Origin of the sequence: Pseudoalteromonas sp. SR44-2 (genome assembly GCF_014163745.1) — a bacterium.
Taxonomy (GTDB): domain Bacteria; phylum Pseudomonadota; class Gammaproteobacteria; order Enterobacterales; family Alteromonadaceae; genus Pseudoalteromonas; species Pseudoalteromonas distincta.
On sequence record NZ_JACJDW010000025.1, the window covers coordinates 24,594 to 41,608 of the forward strand.

The 17,015-nt window shown below is 39.7% G+C and carries 16 protein-coding genes; 4 read left to right on the plus strand and 12 right to left on the minus strand.

Annotation, left to right across the window (positions count from 1 at the left end):
• Positions 1–21: 21 nt before the first annotated feature.
• A complete protein-coding gene (locus tag H5115_RS14715) occupies positions 22–1,026 on the minus strand; it encodes a YHYH protein (protein ID WP_182756040.1) in 1,005 nt (334 codons plus the stop codon).
• 186 nt (positions 1,027–1,212) lie between these two features.
• Between H5115_RS14715 and H5115_RS14720 the strand changes: the two genes are divergently transcribed.
• Entirely contained in the window at positions 1,213–1,971 is a 759-nt protein-coding gene (locus tag H5115_RS14720; RefSeq protein WP_182756042.1) for a sulfite exporter TauE/SafE family protein, read from the plus strand.
• 178 nt (positions 1,972–2,149) lie between these two features.
• Here H5115_RS14720 and H5115_RS14725 read toward each other — a convergent pair whose 3' ends face one another.
• The 3 genes from H5115_RS14725 to mnmC all read right to left on the minus strand — a co-directional run bounded on the left by H5115_RS14725 (position 2,150) and on the right by mnmC (position 5,369).
• A complete protein-coding gene (locus H5115_RS14725; RefSeq protein WP_182756044.1) occupies positions 2,150–2,785 on the minus strand; it encodes an NAD(P)-binding oxidoreductase in 636 nt (211 codons plus the stop codon).
• A gap of 183 nt (positions 2,786–2,968) precedes the next feature.
• Positions 2,969–3,292 (minus strand): hypothetical protein, encoded by a 324-nt coding sequence (locus H5115_RS14730; protein WP_024596752.1) that lies wholly within the window; start codon positions 3,290–3,292, stop codon positions 2,969–2,971.
• Between the two features lie 67 nt (positions 3,293–3,359).
• On the minus strand, positions 3,360–5,369 hold the full coding sequence (gene mnmC, locus H5115_RS14735) for a bifunctional tRNA (5-methylaminomethyl-2-thiouridine)(34)-methyltransferase MnmD/FAD-dependent 5-carboxymethylaminomethyl-2-thiouridine(34) oxidoreductase MnmC (protein ID WP_182756046.1): 2,010 nt from the start codon (positions 5,367–5,369) through the stop codon (positions 3,360–3,362).
• Positions 5,370–5,548: 179 nt separating this feature from the next.
• On the opposite strand from mnmC, the gene fabB reads away from it, so the two are divergent.
• The gene (fabB, locus tag H5115_RS14740) at positions 5,549–6,760 is read left to right on the plus strand and encodes a beta-ketoacyl-ACP synthase I (protein ID WP_182195330.1); all 1,212 of its coding nucleotides are present in this window, start codon (positions 5,549–5,551) and stop codon (positions 6,758–6,760) included.
• Positions 6,761–6,861: 101 nt separating this feature from the next.
• On the opposite strand, the gene H5115_RS14745 is transcribed toward fabB, so the two are convergent.
• A complete protein-coding gene (locus tag H5115_RS14745) occupies positions 6,862–7,227 on the minus strand; it encodes a hypothetical protein (RefSeq protein WP_024596750.1) in 366 nt (121 codons plus the stop codon).
• A gap of 51 nt (positions 7,228–7,278) precedes the next feature.
• Between H5115_RS14745 and H5115_RS14750 the strand changes: the two genes are divergently transcribed.
• Both H5115_RS14750 and ggt read left to right on the plus strand, forming a co-directional pair.
• Positions 7,279–7,821 carry a GNAT family N-acetyltransferase gene (locus H5115_RS14750; protein WP_182756048.1) on the plus strand — a complete coding sequence of 181 codons (543 nt, stop codon included), beginning with the start codon at positions 7,279–7,281 and terminating at the stop codon, positions 7,819–7,821.
• Positions 7,822–7,919: 98 nt separating this feature from the next.
• Positions 7,920–9,593: a gamma-glutamyltransferase gene (ggt, locus tag H5115_RS14755; protein WP_182756049.1), complete on the plus strand. Its 1,674-nt coding sequence runs from the start codon at positions 7,920–7,922 to the stop codon at positions 9,591–9,593.
• A gap of 47 nt (positions 9,594–9,640) precedes the next feature.
• Here the strand turns inward: ggt and H5115_RS14760 are convergent, their stop codons facing one another.
• The 7 genes from H5115_RS14760 to H5115_RS14790 all read right to left on the minus strand — a co-directional run bounded on the left by H5115_RS14760 (position 9,641) and on the right by H5115_RS14790 (position 17,015).
• Positions 9,641–10,483 (minus strand): Tim44 domain-containing protein, encoded by an 843-nt coding sequence (locus H5115_RS14760; RefSeq protein WP_182756051.1) that lies wholly within the window; start codon positions 10,481–10,483, stop codon positions 9,641–9,643.
• 164 nt (positions 10,484–10,647) lie between these two features.
• A complete protein-coding gene (locus H5115_RS14765; RefSeq protein WP_182756053.1) occupies positions 10,648–11,400 on the minus strand; it encodes a DUF3379 family protein in 753 nt (250 codons plus the stop codon).
• On the minus strand, positions 11,400–11,957 hold the full coding sequence (locus tag H5115_RS14770; RefSeq protein WP_182756055.1) for a sigma-70 family RNA polymerase sigma factor: 558 nt from the start codon (positions 11,955–11,957) through the stop codon (positions 11,400–11,402). Before H5115_RS14770 ends, H5115_RS14765 begins: the two co-directional genes overlap by 1 nt.
• Positions 11,958–12,018: 61 nt before the next feature.
• Positions 12,019–13,677: a BatD family protein gene (locus H5115_RS14775; RefSeq protein ID WP_182756057.1), complete on the minus strand. Its 1,659-nt coding sequence runs from the start codon at positions 13,675–13,677 to the stop codon at positions 12,019–12,021.
• Positions 13,671–15,602: a VWA domain-containing protein gene (locus tag H5115_RS14780; RefSeq protein ID WP_182756059.1), complete on the minus strand. Its 1,932-nt coding sequence runs from the start codon at positions 15,600–15,602 to the stop codon at positions 13,671–13,673. Before H5115_RS14780 ends, H5115_RS14775 begins: the two co-directional genes overlap by 7 nt.
• Positions 15,602–16,588, minus strand: a complete 987-nt coding sequence (locus H5115_RS14785; protein WP_182756061.1) for a VWA domain-containing protein — start codon at positions 16,586–16,588, stop codon at positions 15,602–15,604. The genes H5115_RS14780 and H5115_RS14785 overlap by 1 nt, the downstream gene beginning before the upstream one ends.
• Positions 16,581–17,015: a DUF4381 domain-containing protein gene (locus H5115_RS14790; protein WP_182756063.1), complete on the minus strand. Its 435-nt coding sequence runs from the start codon at positions 17,013–17,015 to the stop codon at positions 16,581–16,583. The genes H5115_RS14785 and H5115_RS14790 overlap by 8 nt, the downstream gene beginning before the upstream one ends.

The window sequence follows — 17,015 nt, forward strand, 5'->3', positions numbered from 1 at the left end:
ATTATTTGGCCAGAATGCGAGTTATCTTGCGGTAGCACCTTTAAAACAACCAATAAACATGTTTTCAGATACATCGGCTGCATGGTAGTGGTATCCGCGTGTATCGTCGGTGTGGCCTCTACATTCGTCTAAATCAGTGGGTTCTAATCCATCTTCGTTAAGCATGCCAAATATACCAAATCCATCGAGTGCATAACCCATCATGGCGGCATGACCGTCTGATTGGATTTGTGTTTGGCTACAACCTGCTTCACCGTGGTAGTGATAACCTGCTACTAAGTTAATATGCCCTGCGCAATCATCAAAGGCTGCAATAGTGTATGCGCCTAAAATAGCCTCAACAGGGGCGGGTGCAGCAAGTACAACACCATTGAGAGCAACACCCACATTAGCGTTACCAATACTGCTATTTTGAGTGGTTGCAACAGGCGTTATTGGTATTAAAAATGATTCTGATATACCGCCATCAACATAATCAATAGAGCATTCTACGCAGTGGTTTTGGTATTGCTCCTCTACGTTTGGACGTGCAGCGCCATCACACGATTCTTGTGTGTCGGTTACATTTACAAGGCCTGTACCTTCGTCGTATAGCTGCCAATGGCTATCGTTATATAATGTTGGTAGATTTAAAATAAAGTCGCCAGTTATATCGTAAACCTCACCGGTGCCATCAAACCAAATACCGGCTTCGTCTGCTGTTGATGTGATATTTCTAGGGCAAAATACACCAATCTCGTAATTTGAAGGCGCACCGGCAATATCAATTTTGTAGCATGAAGCTTCATCGCCATTACTTAGCGTACATGTTTGAGTGGTAATTGATGAAATGAGCGCATCGCTTTCAAAGTTAAAAGGGTCAACTTCTACAACAAAATCGGTTGAAGTATCTGTTGTAGTGCCCTCATCGGTGGTTGTTTCAGTTACGACGGTACTTTGAGTATCGCTACCGTTACAGGCAGCTAAGCCCAATGCAAGTATGCACACTGCAAGCGGTGCTAAAATTGGTGCGTTAAATCTTCTCATCAAAAATATCCGGTAATGAAGTTGAATGTATAATATTTGTTAAATGTGCAAACAAAGTGCAAAAACAACGCAACATAATACATTGCCTGAAATAGAGGCTTATAACGCTTGCTATAAGTGTATGTTGTACCTTTTATTGTTTAAAATACTGCGACTTTAAAGTATCTAAATAGGCAGTGGAGTTTTATGGACTTTTTACTTCCCGACAGTATGTCTTTATTTTTGTTTTTATTAATGATGATCACCGCTGGCTTTACTTCTTTTATATCTGCTGCATTTGGTGCGGGTGGCGGGCTAATGTTGCTTGTTGTTATGGCGTCGTTTATGCCTATGGCAGTTGTTGTGCCTGTGCATGGTTTAGTACAGCTTGGCTCTAATGCAAATAGGTTATTACTCAGCTTTAAGCATATTGATAAAAGCATGTTTGTATATTTTGCGTTAGGCGGCTTAGTAGGGGCGGGGTTATCAAGTTTTGTTATTGATGATATATCGCTTGATGCTATGAAGTTAGTGGTCGCTATTTTTGTTATTTATTTACTGTGGGGTAAAACACCGCCAGTAAAATTAACCTCTAAGTTATGTCGTATGGTCGCCGGTGGCATAACGACTTTTATTTCTATGTTTGTGGGAGCGAGCGGGCCATTAGTTGGTAGCTGTTTATATATAAATAATTACGAAAAGTTAAAATTTACGGCAACGTTTTCGAGCATTATGAGTGTGCAGCATTTGTTAAAAGCGGTAATTTATGGTGCAGTTGGCTTTAGCTTTTGGCAATGGATGCCGCTTGTAATTGCTATGGTAATAAGTGGTGCTGTAGGTACTTGGTTTGGAATTAAATTACTTAAAAGTATGTCTGGGGATAAATTTAAGCGTATTTTTAGAGTCGTTTTAACGTTATTAACGCTACAACTCGGTTGGCAAGGTATTAAAATATTACTCCACTAATTTACTTAGTGGAGTAAATTTAATTTTATTAAACATAAATCACTTAAGCGGATTAAATAATTCATTGCGCCAAAAAGTTACTGATATAGAGCGACTACACTGTAATTTTTTGGCTTATCGATGAACTATACTAATTTGCAATAATTGTTCATACGTTTAATTAAATTGGTATTAAAGCTTATTTAACAGCGGCTTTAATTGGTTTGTCGCCATCAAATAACTCAAAAATGCGGTTACTAATAAATGAGTTAGTCGCAATATGTAATAATGCATTGGCTACGTTTTCGCGGCTAATTTTAGCCTCAGAACGATCACTTGGTCGCTGCGTCGTTACTTGCATTGAAGCGCTATCATCAGTCAGTGTACCAGGGCGAACAATGGTGTAATTTAAACCACTATTGATTAAGTGCTCGTCAGCCATGTGCTTGGCAACTAAGTAAGGTTTTAAATCACCTTGAATCGAATCTGGGTCGTCTGCACCGATTGAGCTGACCATAATAAAGTGTTTAACGCCATGCTCTTTTGCAAAGGTAGCTGCTTTAGTTGCAGCCCATAAATCAATAAGTACAGTTTTATCATCGCCCGTACTTCCGCCAGAACCTGCAGCAAAAATCACTTGGTCACAGCCTTTCATTGCTTCGCCAAAATCGCCTTCAAGATCTTGCTCAACAATAGTTAAAAAAGAGCTGTTTAAATCACTTAGCTTGTTTTTGTCTCGCACTAATGCCACAACATTTTGCTCATTTTTTAAAAGTAGCTCAGTTGCCATTTTACCTATTTGTCCGCTTGCGCCAATAATTAGGGTCTTACTCATAATTAACTCCTTCCAATAAATAGTAAAAGTAATGTGCTTACAAACAGACCTTGGGGGTAGGGGATAATTTTTAAAGGGTAAAAAAGAGTTTAAATGAGCTAATTTCAAAAAATACTTTAATTAAAATTCAATACTTAACTGAGCATTAAAATTAGCTGCTTTTGGCGTGTTTTTTAGAACTTTTTATTCAACCATTATACTCACTTCGGTCACATAACTACGGCGATATAGACTAATACGAACTTTATGTTCTTGGTAATTATAAAACAAAGTGCGATATGTATTATTGCCGCTTGTTTTTAACGGCTCTCCTAATTTTTGCTGATAAAAGCGAGCGATATCAGAAATTGAATCTGTTAAATAACCAGTGCGAACCATTGGGTATTCGCCGGCTACATCCATTGTTGTAACAAACTCTTCAGGAAGTGGGATTTCAGTGACGTTTTGGCTAAGTACATTAAACGATAGAGTGCATAGCAGTATTATTAAAAATGCTAAAGTTTTCATTAAAGTCCTTTAAATAATAAATTCCATTTATTGGTACTCATTTTACTTCAATAAGCACCTTTGTCATTTAAATTTTATTACGAATTAAATCTCGTACTATAAACCGAGCAGGGTGAATAGCTTGGCTTACACGTTCGCTTAATGGGCGGGGCTCGTTATTTAAACAGCTTACGAGGTGTTCTGCACTTAGCGGTGCGCTACATAAAGCGCGTGCGCCAAAGCCGGTAAAAATATGTAGGCCTTGTTGTGGCTTATTAAGTTGCTCATATTGATAGCGTTTACCTAAACGTAGGTTAGCAAAAGCCATAGTGTAATCACTTTGTTCGCACCATTGCCCTGCCATTGGTAGGTGATCTATAAATGTGCATCGTACAGCTGCTTTTGCCGAGGTAATGTTGCCAAGGGGTGAGGCAAATTCACTTTGCTGATAAAAGCTAAGTAGTTGCTCTTGGTTTAATTGGTTGTCGAGCGCTGTAACTTGACGGCTTTTGGTATTTTTTTCAAACGTGGCACCCATACAGTGATGATCTAAATAGGCTGGGGTAAAATACCCTTTATGGCATAGCACTGTTTTAAGTTTGCGTGATTGCTCACTTGCCTCAATATGTGAAACTTGCCCGCGTACGCCTACTATTGGTAGCGCTTTTGTTTGCTCAAATGCATCACTGTGCTCGCCTGCACAAAGAATTACATCACTAAAAGGACCTAACTGCTCATCATTCGTTAATAAAAACCAACCGCTGTCAGTTTTTTTAAGCTGTTTTATATTGCAGTTAAATACGCTTTTAAATGGGTTTATGCTATTTGCAGCGCTTAACATGGCGTTTACTAATTGAGGAGGGTTAACCCAGCCGCCTTGTTCAAAAAATACGCCCGAATAACCTGTTACTACGCCGGCTATTTCGTCGCCTTGCTCTGCGGTTACGTTGTGCATTAGCTGGGTTGGCCACAGTTGTTTTTGTGCTAAGTTTTCATGTTTATCGGCCAGTGGTTTTTTTACTGCGTGTTGTAATACGCCGCACCAATCGTAATCAAAATTAAAACCACTGCTAAGTAAGTTGTTATATAGGCGCTTTGCGTATAAAAAGCTATGTGCAAACAATTCGCTGTGCGGCGAGTTTTTTGCTTGTAGGTGAGGGTAAATAGCACCTTGCACATTGTGTGATGCCCCCATAGCAGGTTTTTCATCTTGGCAGAATAATTGGCTTGCTATGCCTCGTTTAGCCAAACTATATAAAATGCAGCTACTGGCTATACCGCCGCCAATGACCGCTACTTTTTTTAAAGCGCTGCTATCTTGATGAAAATATGCAGGAGCTGATTGAGCATCATTTACGCACTCTAGTTGGCCAACAAGCATATCTCTTTTTTGGCCAAAGCCTTTGGCTTTTTTAGTATTAAAGCCTGCATCAATTAATCCACGGCGAACAAAACCTGCTGAAGTAAATGTTGATAAGGTTGCATTTGCCCTTGATATATTGACCATAGAATTAAATAAACTTTGCTGCCACATTTCGGGGTTTTTACTTGGCGCAAAACCATCTAAATACCAAGCGTCAACAATTCCTGTTTGCGGATAGCTCATTGCTTGTATTGATTCAAGTGCATCACCAAAGTATAAATCGAGAACAACAAGTCCATTGTCAAATTCGAGTCTGTGGCATCCTTCTAAATTAATTGGGTATTGTTTAGATAATTTGTTACTAAAGGCGCTTAATGATGGCCATGCCTGTAGTGCTTTGTTTAAATCGTCTATGTGCAGTGGATATTTTTCAAATGAAATAAAGTGTAAGCGTTTAACACCATTATCTAATTGATTTTGAACTTGTTGACGTGCAAGGTGGTCAGTAAAGCGTTGCCATGTATTTAAAAAGTTTAAACCTGTACCAAAGCCGGTTTCGGCAATAACAAAATGTGGCTGGTCATGATTTTGTAATCGTGCATCTATATTATTTTGCTCATAATACACATAATGCGATTCAGCTAAGCCATCGTCATTAGAAAAATAAATATCACCGAAGTCATTAGCGAAAGGTGTACCTAAATTATTAAAGTGTATATGTGCATTTTTGATCATGATTTTTTAATTTTATAGATATATTTTTTAATTATTTTACGGGTTTTCTTTGAAATAGTCTGGCGTTATTTATAAGCTAGCAGTTCAGAGTACAAGTGTACGCTAGAAAGCTGACCACTTAGGTGATTAAATTCGCGTAAAATAGAATGCAATTAAGTATTAAGCTAAGGGAATTACCCATGAGAAGAGCTGTAATTACAGGTATCGGTGTTGTATCAAGTATAGGTAACAACAAAGAAGAAGTATTAGAATCGTTAAAAACGGGCAAAAGCGGCATCGCTTTTAATCAAGAATTTGCCGATTATAAGTTACGTAGTAACGTATCGGGTAAAATTGATATTGACGTTAAAGCACACGTTGACCGCAAAGCAATGCGCTTTATGGGAGATGCTGCTGCTTACTCTTATATTTCAATGACGCAAGCAATTGAAGACTCAGGTTTGTCTGACGACCAAGTATCAAATGAGCGCACGGGTATTATTGTTGGCTCTGGCGGTGGTTCGTCTAAATGGCAAGTAGAAGCTGCTGATATTTTACGTGAAAAAGGCGTAAAACGTGTAGGGCCTTATATGGTGCCACGCACTATGGCGAGCACTACATCTGCTTGTTTAGCAACACCATTTAAAATTAAAGGTGTTAACTATTCAATTAGCTCTGCGTGTGCAACATCTGCGCATTGTATTGGTAATGCCGTAGAGCAAATCCAGCTTGGCAAGCAAGACGTTGTGTTTGCTGGTGGTGGTGAAGAGCTACACTGGACATTGGCAATGGAATTTGACGCTATGGGCGCACTTTCTACTAAATACAATGAAACACCTGAAAAAGCATCTCGTACATACGATGCTAATCGCGATGGTTTTGTTATTTCTGGCGGTGGCGGTATTGTTGTAGTTGAAGAACTTGAACATGCACTTGCACGTGGCGCGCACATTTACGCTGAAATTGTTGGCTACGGTGCAACATCAGATGGCTACGACATGGTTGCTCCATCTGGCGAAGGTGCAGCACGTTGTATGCGCCAAGCTATGCAAGATGTAGATAGTATTGATTACCTAAACACGCATGGTACATCAACGCCAGTAGGTGACGTTAAAGAGTTAGGTGCGATACAAGAAGTGTTTGGTGGCAAATCACCAATGATCAGCGCAACTAAAGCAATGACGGGTCATGCCTTAGGTGCTGCAGGTGTTCACGAAGCTATTTTCTCATTATTAATGCTAGAGCACGGCTTTGTAGCACCTTCAATTAATATTGATGAGCTAGATGAGCAAGCGACAGGTTTAGATATTATTACTGAGCGTCGTGACGTTGAGTTAAATACTGTGATGTCTAATAGCTTTGGCTTTGGTGGCACAAACGCGACTTTAGTTATGAGTAAGTACAAAGGTTAATTTGAGCTTATAAGCCCTATATGCAAACGTATATCTGGGCTAAATAGCCCAAAACAAAAAAGGAAAGCCTAGGCTTTCCTTTTTTATTATCGAGAGTTCAATTAACCTTCGTTATGTTCTTGACGCGCTTGCTCAATTTCGTCTGCAATTTCTTGCGCTTTTTGCTTAGTTTTTTCAGTTAACTCGCCAGCAGCTTCTTTGCTTTTAATCCATGCATCAACCGCAATCTCTTTGCCGTCGTCGTACATGTCTAAGCCCATTGCTTTACTTTGCTCTAATAGCTCGTTTAAAGACTCGTCATTTTTAAGATCGTTAGTTGTCTCTTTAACGTCGTTCCATGCATCACCAAGCTTTTCTTGCATTTGTGCGCTTTTATCTTTTGCATCTTCTTTTACTTCGTTGGCATCTTCACAACCAGTTAATGTAATTAAAGTGCCTAATAAAGCTAAACCTGCTAATTTATTCATGTGCTATCTCCTTTAGAGACTGATAATTAATTCGAGGCAGACTATACAACAATGAAAATGAACGCCCCCGTAACAAAACGATTAAATTTTAAATTAATGAATGAGCATGATTGGCCTCAATTATTTGAACTCGACCAAGACCCAGCTGTAATGCAGTATTTAACACGAGGTGAACCTACCTCTTTAGAGCAAATAAAAAATGAGGGAGTGCCTCGTATGCTCGCATATCGAAATGAGCTTAAAGGCTGGGGGCTGTGGAGTGTCACTATAAAGCAAACCAATACATTTATAGGTTGGGTATTAATAAGGCCTATGGGCTTTTTTACTGATGCACCAAACTACAGTGATATTGAAATAGGCTGGCGCTTTAAGCAAGCAAGTTGGGGGCATGGTTATGCAACCGAGGCGGCTTTAGCATTATGTGATGAACTTATAAAGCAAGATGACGTTAAGGCGATAAGTGCAACGGCACTAAAAGATAATACGGCTTCTATAAATATAATGAAAAAGCTAGGTCTGCAATTTATAAAAAATTATACACATACAGACGAGCAAGGCGACTTACCTGCGGTGCTTTATTCAAAAAATGTTTAAAGATGATTAAATATCAACAGTATAAAGATTGACCTGTCCTTAAGTGACGTGCATTAATAAGAATGCGTAACTAAAAAATAATAAATTAAGGATGTTGTATGGGATTGTTTTTTGCACCAAGTAAATTAATCGTCAAAAGTGTGCTGGTTTTACAGTTCGCTGCTTTTAGCGTTTTAGCGCAGCCTTTATCGCAAAGCGCGGTAGCAATGCCTGACTCGTTCAGTGCCGATGCTGCTAAAAGTATATTAGAGCAAGGCGGTAATGCTGTTGATGCGGCTATTACGGCACAATTTGTACTTGCAGTAACACTTCCTGAAGCCGGCAATATTGGCGGCGGGGGATTTATGCTTATTCAAAAAGATGGCAAGGGTGATTTTATAGATTATCGCGAAACAGCGCCAACAGCAGCTCATCGTGATATGTATTTAGATGAGCAAGGTAATGTTATTGCAAACAAATCAATATATGGCATTCACGCAAGCGGTGTACCTGGCAGTGTAGCGGGCATGTGGCTTGCCCATCAAAAGCATGGCACTTTAAAGTGGGAAGAATTAGTACAACCTGCGGTAACGTTGGCTGAGCAAGGGTTTGTAGTTCCGCCTAAGTTAGCAAAAGGTGTGAGCAATTATATAGCCCACCTAAAAGAGCAAAAAATAAATGTAAACTTCGAAAAATACTTTGCTGATGTAAAAGCTAATAAAGTATTTAAGCAACCCGAGTTAGCGGCGACGCTAAAGCGTATCCGTGATAACGGACAAGATGGGTTTTATAAAGGCGAAACTGCAAATATTATTGCTAAATTTATGCACCAACATGGCGGTATAATTAATCAAGATGATTTAAAAGGTTACACCGCTAAATCACGTACACCTATTAAAGCGAGTTGGAATGGTTATGAAGTACTTACCTCGCCACCGCCGAGTTCAGGTGGTATTGCTATTTTACAGTGGCTTAAAATGTATGAGTTACAAAAACCAGATGCGGGCTTAGCGCATAACTCTACTCAATATGTACACTTACTTTCTGAAATAGGTAAACGTGTATTTGCAGATAGAGCGGAGTATTTAGGCGATCCTGACTTTTTTGATGTACCAGTCAACGCATTAACTAATATTAACTACCTCAAAGAGCGAAGTAATGGCATTTCATTAACCGCTATCTCGACTACCGAAAATATTAAACCGGGCCTTAAAGAAAGTGAGCAAACTACGCACTTTTCAATCGTTGATAAAATGGGTAACGCTGTCGCAAATACCACCACAATAAACTTAGGGTTTGGTAGCGGTGTAGTTGTTGAAGGTGCAGGGTTTATTTTAAATGATGAAATGGACGACTTTAGTGCTAAACCAGGCGTTATGAATGTGTTTGGTGCAATAGGCGGTAAAGCTAACGAAATACAGCCGCACAAGCGTATGCTTAGCTCTATGACGCCTACAATACTCCTTAAAGACAATACCGTTAAAATGGTGACAGGCTCGCCTGGTGGCACAACAATTATTAGCTCTGTGTACGAATCTATTTTAAATGCGGTAGAGTTTGATATGACTGCAGAGCAGGTTATAAATAGCCCTCGTTTTCATCATCAACTGTGGCCTAAAAATATAATTAGAACACACATAGGTTTAACCGATAGCGTAAAAGCAGAGCTTACAAAAATGGGTTACACCATAGATGAGAATCACTTTGGTGACTTACACGTTATTATTAATAAAGAGGGCCAATTAGATGCCGCTTCTGAAGCATCAGGACGTGGTAAATCAATTGTTTTTTAAATAAAAAAACACCGCGCTAAAAGCGCGGTGCTTTAAACAATACAAAATTATTGAGTATCAATTAAATCTTCAACACCCACTATTAGCCATGGAGCGTCGTCTGAAATTAGACGCTCTAAGTGCCAGATTTCTAAAATAGGCTCTTCTTTTTTATCGCCTAAATCACGGTACTTACCTTTAAAGCGAACACTAACCTGCCACGATTGCGCGTTTGTATCTGCGCGCACAAGTTCGGCATCAATAAACATCACTTCTGTTTCTACGCTTTGTATAGCTTCACGTTCAGCTTTAAACTCGGCAACAAGTGCAGGGCTTAAGTATTCAGCCATTGTGGTGTAATCGGCATTGTTCCATGCAGTTTGTAGCGTATGGTAATGACTACGGGCACCTTGCAAAAAGCCATTAACGTCAAAGTTAGGTGGTAAATTAAAAGGCACACTTTCACCTTGTGGGGCGCTGCTTGCAAAGCCTGTACTTGTTGGTTGCTCGATAGGTGCTTGTTTAAAAGCATTTTGCTGAGCACTTGTACTTGCACTGGCAAGTTGTGGGGCACGATTAGCACGTAAAAAGCCCGTTACTAGCTTAAATAAAATAAAGAGTCCGCCAGCTAATAAAATAATTTCTAATAGCTGAAAACCTTCAAAATCGTCGCCTAACATTGCTGCAATTAAGCCACCCGCTAAAAGCCCTCCAAAAACGCCTGCCATAATGCCTTTTTTATTTGATGTGGCTTTAGGTGTTGTTGTATCTGTTTGCTGTTTTTGCGCTGTTTGTTGTGTTGCAGGTGTCTGTCCGCGTTTACTACTGCCAAACTTTTTACGTGCGTGTGCATCAAAATTGGCAGTACATAATAATGCCAATAATGAAAAAATAACGATGATGTTCTTCATGAAATTCCCTAATTAAAATCGAGCCGCGATTATAATTTACTTTCTTTAGGAATTTAATTAATTACTTTAAAAATCAGAGGTTTTGGGTGTAGAAGAAACGTTTTATTGGTGAGTATATAATCAAAAAACCGCTCAGTAGAAACTAAGCGGTAAATTTGTCTATTTTAAAGCCAACGAATTGCGCCAGTAACGCGTTCATTGTATGTATCTAGAGGTGCTCCAAGACTTGCCACTAAAATAGTATCAGCTTGTGAGCCACGATTAATGTGACCTTCAAAGCGCTCATCGCGGAAGTTGTCATCCCCAAAACCAAATGATTTATTTTCAGAAGGCACTATAAATACCGTCATTGGACCAAAGTCAGACTCAAATATTAAATGCAGACCTTTTTCGCCTTTAAAATCACAAAACATGGCATAAGTTACAGCGCCAGGAAGTTCATCAAGATGACCACCTAATACTGCAAGCTTGTCGTTAACGCTTTGTAGGCTAATGGGCTCTTTTTTATCAAGCGCATTAATTTCGTAGTACACATGGGCAAGCGCATGCTCACCCGCTTCGTGTGCAATATTTTGCTCTGTACTAAAAAAGAAGGCACTAATCGCCACTACAAAAGACGCTGCTAACGCAATATGTATACGATCAAACTTAAAACGCGATCGAGCATCAACCACGTTTTTGCCTGTTGCTTGTTCTTCTTGGAGTGCTTTTTCTTTTAACGATGTGTTTAAAAGAATGCGGTCTGCAAGATTTTCAGGCACAGGTATATCTAAAGAATCTTGAATGAATTTATCAAAATCTTTCATATCGTTAATAAAACTTTGTCGCTCTGGGTTATTGTCAGCAAACTCCATAAGCTCCTTGTCAATGTCGTTTGGCTGCGCAATAGTGCGGCGACGAAACTCAAGTTCATCCATTATTTTGATGCCCCTTTAAGTTGTTCATCATCACGGCTTAAAGCCTCTTTAAGTTGATTTCTGGCACGGTATAAACGAGTCATTACCGTGTTTTTATTTAAATTAAGTATGCCTGCAATTTCTTCACCAGAGCAGCCCATTACAATTTGCAGTAATAATGGCTCTCGGTATTCATCAGATAGCAGTGCAATCTGGCGTTGAATTACCGTTTGTTCCATTTCATCGTCTAATGAATGGCTGGTTTCATCAACAAGCGTATCGTTTTCTACGTCGCTGTAATCAAACTGTTTACGTTCAAATCGGCGTGCGTTTTCTCTTCGTAATATAGTAAGCAGCCAAGGTTTAGCTGCCTTTTGATCAAGTAAAGAGTCGAGTGAACGCCATGCGCGTAAAAACGTTTCCTGTACTAAATCATCTGCTATGTGCGGATCACGGCATAACCAATAAGCAAAGCGATAAAGCTCTTTATTGTAAACGTGGACCAAGGCTTCATAACGCTTTTGTTTCTCTGCCATATCGATTAAGACCTGATTGTTTGATTTTTTCTTTCCAAGCATAAGCACTTTTTTAATTAAAAATTATTAGTTATTGCAAAAAAAGACCTAAGGTTCGTAGTTATTAATTATAAAGGTCTTTTAATACAGCTTGTTGCGACTTTGATGCCTGAGTTTGATAGATCTCAAGAATTTTAATAATAGCATTAAGATCCGTGTTTGCGCCTTTATTACTATAAAGTTTTGCCTGCAATTGGCTAATGAGACCGTTAAGCTCGCTGCTGTTTACGTGGATGCAGAGCTCATCAATTGCGCCAACATTTTTATGGGTCACCTTTACAGAAAAGTTATTTAATGCGGTGTAAAAGGCTTTCACATCGTGTGTTTTGGCTAATGCTTTAAGCTCATTTAAGCTTGGCTGAGAAGTACCACGGGTGTTTAGCTGTAATTTTTCAGTCGTATTTTTAGTAGAACGGCTTATTAAGTAAAAAATTACAGTACCAATCCATAAAATATACCCTAAAGCGGCAACAACTATTAACCAAAGAGGAGTATCACTTTTAGTTTCAATAGGTTGTGTGCCAGTTGCTTGATTCGAAATATTTTCAAGAGTAGGTGAATTATTTGTGCTGGGTTGTGGGTTTGCTATGGCTGTATTAGGCGCGGTAGTACTTGGCGTTACTGTAATAGTACGCTTTGGTAATGTGGCGAAGCTAATACGGTTCATTTTGGTATTAAACCAAGGCAGCTTTATTTCAGGCAAAGTATAAGTACCTGGTTTTTGCGGCAGTAAGGCATATGATGCCGTTTGCTGCGACACAACGCGTCCGTCTCGTACAGCATTGTTATTTTCTTTTTTATCAGGGTAACTGCGTATGCCATCAATAGTAGGCATAGAGATTTCAGGTAATTGCTCTTTTGTAACTCCAAGCGCGGTAAGTGTAATAGTACGAGTTATAGGCGTACCTACTTCTACTGTGTTGTCATTAGGTTGCCATTCTTCATCAAGGTTAACCAATTCGCTTGGTAACCATGCACCTTTATAGTCACTCGGGATTGGTTTTATTTCTACTTGCTGATCATCGCCAAGAGCAGATACCTCCAGTTGGCGGTAATTTTGCTGTACTCGCCCTTGAAACGCAGGGCCTGCAATCGTGTAGGCACCACTTTTTTGTGGCTGAATCAAATACTCACGAGTAATAACAAGGTAGCGTTTGCCATCAACTAGCTCATAACTCTCAGTTTGTTTACCTAGTTGGGTTAGCTGAGCATCTTCCATACTTGGTGTGCTTAAGCTGCCATCAAGCAGTTCTTTGGCAAGGTAGAGCTTAACAGTGTAAACACCGGCTTCTTGCACAAATAATGAATTACTTGAGAGCGACGTTTTTAAAAATATTTCGTTATTTTTATCTGCATCAACTGAGCGTTTTGCCACTTTTAATTTAATAGGTTGTGAGGTTAACCCTGCAACGCTAAATGCCGGTATCGTGTAATCACCCTCTGTACGGGTCATTAGTTTAACTGACCACGTAGTTTGTTTATTAATACTGCCATTAATAATGTTGGTACGAGAGCTTAAGCTCGTCGGGCCTACAACAAAGTCTTTTAACAGCGATGAGGTGTCTGGTTGCTCGCCTTTAACTGTATCGTCTACCGATATATTAAGCATAAAAAATTCACCCGCTAATACAGGGTTTTTATCTATGCTGGCTTCTAATTTGGTGGCAGCCCACGAAGGCATCGTACTTAATAGCAATAAACAGCAAAATAATCGCATTACCATGATTTTTCGACTCCTGTAGGGCGACGTTTATATTGTCTTTTTTGGGCTTCTAATTGCATTTTATTCCGTAATAAAATAGCCGGATCGTCCGGTACTTTTCTAAGTAGTTGATTAAGCTGTTGTGCTTTTTCTTTTTCTTCATTAGTGAGCTCACTTGCTTGGGCTTGCATCGCTTGTTGCTGAGCATTTTGTTTTTGCTCATCAGTAGCTGGTTGCTCACTTATTGCTTGCGGCTTACTTTGTTGCTGCTCGTCTTCTTTAGGCTGGTCAGCGTCTTTATTTTGCCCTTGCTCACTTTGTGGCTGGGCTTGCATATCAGGTTCATTTTGCTTATCTGATTGCTCGCCAGGCTCACCTTTTTGATCTTTTGATTGTTCAGACTCTTTATCTGATTTTTCATCGCTTGAGCTTTGACTTTCGTTTTCGCCTTTTTCAGAATCGCTTTTATCACCATTTTGTTGCTGATCCTGTTTTGACTCATCAGAATTTTGCCCTTGGTTTTGCTCATCTTCTTTCTGGCTATCATCTTGGTCTTGAGAGTCGTCGCCGTCGCTTTGCTGATCTTGCTGGTTTTGTTGCTCTTGTTGATTTAGTAATTGCTCAACTAAGGCTTGGTTATCGACTGCTTGCGTAAAGTCATCTTGCAAGGTTTGGGCTTGTTTGTACGCTTCAATTGCGTCCTCAAGTTTGCCAGCTTTGGCAAGGGCATTACCGTAGTTGTATAAACCGGTAGCCGACTTATCATTACTAAACTCATTAAGTGCAGCATCAAAATTACCTTGCTGGTAAAGCGCCGCGCCTTTTAACTCACTCGATTGCGCCTGTGTAGCTGCATCGTATTCTTTATTATTGTAAGCCTTTAATGCACGTTGATCTGCATTTTGCAAAAGAGTAGGGAGCTCTACGGCATACGCATTTTGCTGCGGTAAAAAGCAAAAAGCTAAAAACGCGCCTAATAAGGCAGCACGTCTAAATAAATACAAACCAAATGGCAGTAATAACAAGAGCCCGTAAATACCTGCATCTATTCGCCAAAGCGCATGGCTTTGTTTTTCGTCTTTCAATAATTCACTCTGCGCATTTGGAGCAAACGTATTTATGTCGTTATTGCTAGGTTGGTAACTAGCAAATTTACCGCCGCTGCTCGATGCTAAATTTTTAAGCTGAGAGGCATTAATTGTAGGTACTACAATTTGGCCGTATCTGTCTTTCAAAAAGCCGCCTTCAGGTAACTTAATTGGTGCGCCTTGAGCGGTACCTACACCATATATATTTAATCTATATTGGGTGTTACTGGTAAAGCTACTCACGTCGCTTTGTTCTTGTTGGTCAATACCGTCGGTCACTAAAATAATGTCGCCATCAATATAACCCGCTTGCGTTAATAGCTCTTTGGCCATATCAAGACCCGCTAAAACGTTTGAGCCTTTGTCTGGCATTATTTCAGGGCTTAAGCTTGGAATTAAATTACTGAGTGTTGTGGCATCGTTTGTTAGTGGTGAAATTACATAGGCCGTGCCTGCGTAAGCTACAAGCGCGGTATCACCTTCTTTAAATAGCTCAATCATATCAAGCGCTTTAAAGCGTGATTGCATTAAACGATTTGGCAAAATATCGGTGCTGTACATTGAGTACGACATATCCATAACAATTACACGGGCACTTTTACTTTGAAATACAGGAACTTGTTTTTTCTCAAAACTAGGCCCAGCACTAAATAAAATGCCAAGGCTGCAAAACAAAGCAACTAACCAAAGTGGCTGGCTGGCTTTAGTATTTGCTTCGCTCATTATAAATCGTGCTAAATGAGGTGCAATTAGCTGCTCACTAGTCGTTTTTTTATGCTTAATTAAGGCAACAAAAAATAATGCCACAGCAGGTATGAGTAACCATAAAAGAGCGGGGCGAATAAATTCAAAATCCATTAGTTTGGCTCCTTTAATGCACGCAGTGTACTAAGCATTACTTTTAAGCTAATAAGTAAAATAGCGATAAGTAACGGGTAGTAAAATAATGAGCTTTGTGGGCGAAATGTTTGTTCATCAGCGCTAATAGGTTCAAGCTTATCAAGCTCTGCGTAAATTTGTTGAAGGCCAGCTACATCTTTGGCTCTAAAGTATAATCCGCCAGTTTGCTCGGCAATCTTTTTAAGTAAGCTTTCATCTAAATTACTGCCACTAGAGCCACCCATATTAAAGAGACTAAAGCCGCGTGGATTATCTGAGCCAACGCCAATGGTGTACACTTTAATCCCTTCTTCGCGGGCTAGCAGTAGAGCATCTTCTGGATTTAGGTTACCAGCGGTATTTTGTCCGTCGGTTAATAGCACCACAATTCGGTTACTTTCATCTTTATTGGCAAAGCGTTTTACCGAAAGACCCAATGCATCACCAATGGCTGTTGCGCGTCCTACTAAACCAATTTGGGCTTCGCTGAGCATTTTACTTACTGTTTTAACGTCGCGCGTGAGGGGGGTTTGTAAAAACGCGGTGTCGCCAAATAATATCAGCCCAAGCCTGTCGCCTTGACGTTGCTCTATAAAATCACTGAGTACGGCTTTTACCATGGTGAGGCGGTCAACATATTGGCCATTGTAAGCCATATCTTGTTCGGTCATCGAGCCCGATAAATCGACCGCTAACATTATATCGCGCCCTTCATTTGGTAATGAGATTGGCTCATCTAACCATGTTGGATTAGCAGCGGCAATAACAAGTAATAACCAAATTATCCACTCGAATGGATTTAAACGTCGTGCGTGTGGCTCGATACTTTGGCTGGTTAAATTGTGCTTTGCAAAACTGGGTATACGTAAACGCGTACTGGCATTACTTGCTGCGGGTTTTAATAGTAAAAGTAATAAAGGCAAGGGCAGTAATAAAAATAACCATGGCCAGCTAAATTCAAACATTTACTGACTCCTTTATTTTAAATTGTTTAATACCTTGGCGAAATTTTTCGCACAGTGTTGTATCTTTTTGGTTGGGGTTATACAAGCTTAGTATTTCTTGTTCTGTAAAGCTTAAACCGGTGAGTGTATTAAGTGTTGTGCACCATTTAGAGGTAGATTGCGCAGCAAGTCGCTTGTCGTAATATTCAATCACTAAACGTTTTAAAATAATATGCAGTTGCTGAGGGTTTTGCTCACTTTGGCTCAATTGTATTGCGAAGCGTTTAGGCTTTTTAAATTTATGTTTTTTATAAAATATATAAATAGCTGCGCACAGTGCTAAAAACAGCAGTGCAATAATAACCCACCAAGCAGGGGCGAGTGGCCACCAATTAACTTGGCTTGGCGCTATTATATCGTGCAGGCCATCGAGTGGATTGGTTTGCAT

What these genes read in the sequence shown, in the direction of transcription:
- H5115_RS14715 (WP_182756040.1), bottom strand. Translation starts at nt 1,026, where the DNA reads ATGAGAAGATTTAACGCACCAATTTTAGCACCGCTTGCAGTGTGCATA.
- H5115_RS14720 (WP_182756042.1), top strand. Translation starts at nt 1,213, where the DNA reads ATGGACTTTTTACTTCCCGACAGTATGTCTTTATTTTTGTTTTTATTA.
- H5115_RS14725 (WP_182756044.1), bottom strand. Translation starts at nt 2,785, where the DNA reads ATGAGTAAGACCCTAATTATTGGCGCAAGCGGACAAATAGGTAAAATG.
- H5115_RS14730 (WP_024596752.1), bottom strand. Translation starts at nt 3,292, where the DNA reads ATGAAAACTTTAGCATTTTTAATAATACTGCTATGCACTCTATCGTTT.
- mnmC (WP_182756046.1), bottom strand. Translation starts at nt 5,369, where the DNA reads ATGATCAAAAATGCACATATACACTTTAATAATTTAGGTACACCTTTC.
- fabB (WP_182195330.1), top strand. Translation starts at nt 5,549, where the DNA reads ATGAGAAGAGCTGTAATTACAGGTATCGGTGTTGTATCAAGTATAGGT.
- H5115_RS14745 (WP_024596750.1), bottom strand. Translation starts at nt 7,227, where the DNA reads ATGAATAAATTAGCAGGTTTAGCTTTATTAGGCACTTTAATTACATTA.
- H5115_RS14750 (WP_182756048.1), top strand. Translation starts at nt 7,279, where the DNA reads ATGAAAATGAACGCCCCCGTAACAAAACGATTAAATTTTAAATTAATG.
- ggt (WP_182756049.1), top strand. Translation starts at nt 7,920, where the DNA reads ATGGGATTGTTTTTTGCACCAAGTAAATTAATCGTCAAAAGTGTGCTG.
- H5115_RS14760 (WP_182756051.1), bottom strand. Translation starts at nt 10,483, where the DNA reads ATGAAGAACATCATCGTTATTTTTTCATTATTGGCATTATTATGTACT.
- H5115_RS14765 (WP_182756053.1), bottom strand. Translation starts at nt 11,400, where the DNA reads ATGGATGAACTTGAGTTTCGTCGCCGCACTATTGCGCAGCCAAACGAC.
- H5115_RS14770 (WP_182756055.1), bottom strand. Translation starts at nt 11,957, where the DNA reads ATGCTTGGAAAGAAAAAATCAAACAATCAGGTCTTAATCGATATGGCA.
- H5115_RS14775 (WP_182756057.1), bottom strand. Translation starts at nt 13,677, where the DNA reads ATGGTAATGCGATTATTTTGCTGTTTATTGCTATTAAGTACGATGCCT.
- H5115_RS14780 (WP_182756059.1), bottom strand. Translation starts at nt 15,602, where the DNA reads ATGGATTTTGAATTTATTCGCCCCGCTCTTTTATGGTTACTCATACCT.
- H5115_RS14785 (WP_182756061.1), bottom strand. Translation starts at nt 16,588, where the DNA reads ATGTTTGAATTTAGCTGGCCATGGTTATTTTTATTACTGCCCTTGCCT.
- H5115_RS14790 (WP_182756063.1), bottom strand. Translation starts at nt 17,015, where the DNA reads ATGCAAACCAATCCACTCGATGGCCTGCACGATATAATAGCGCCAAGC.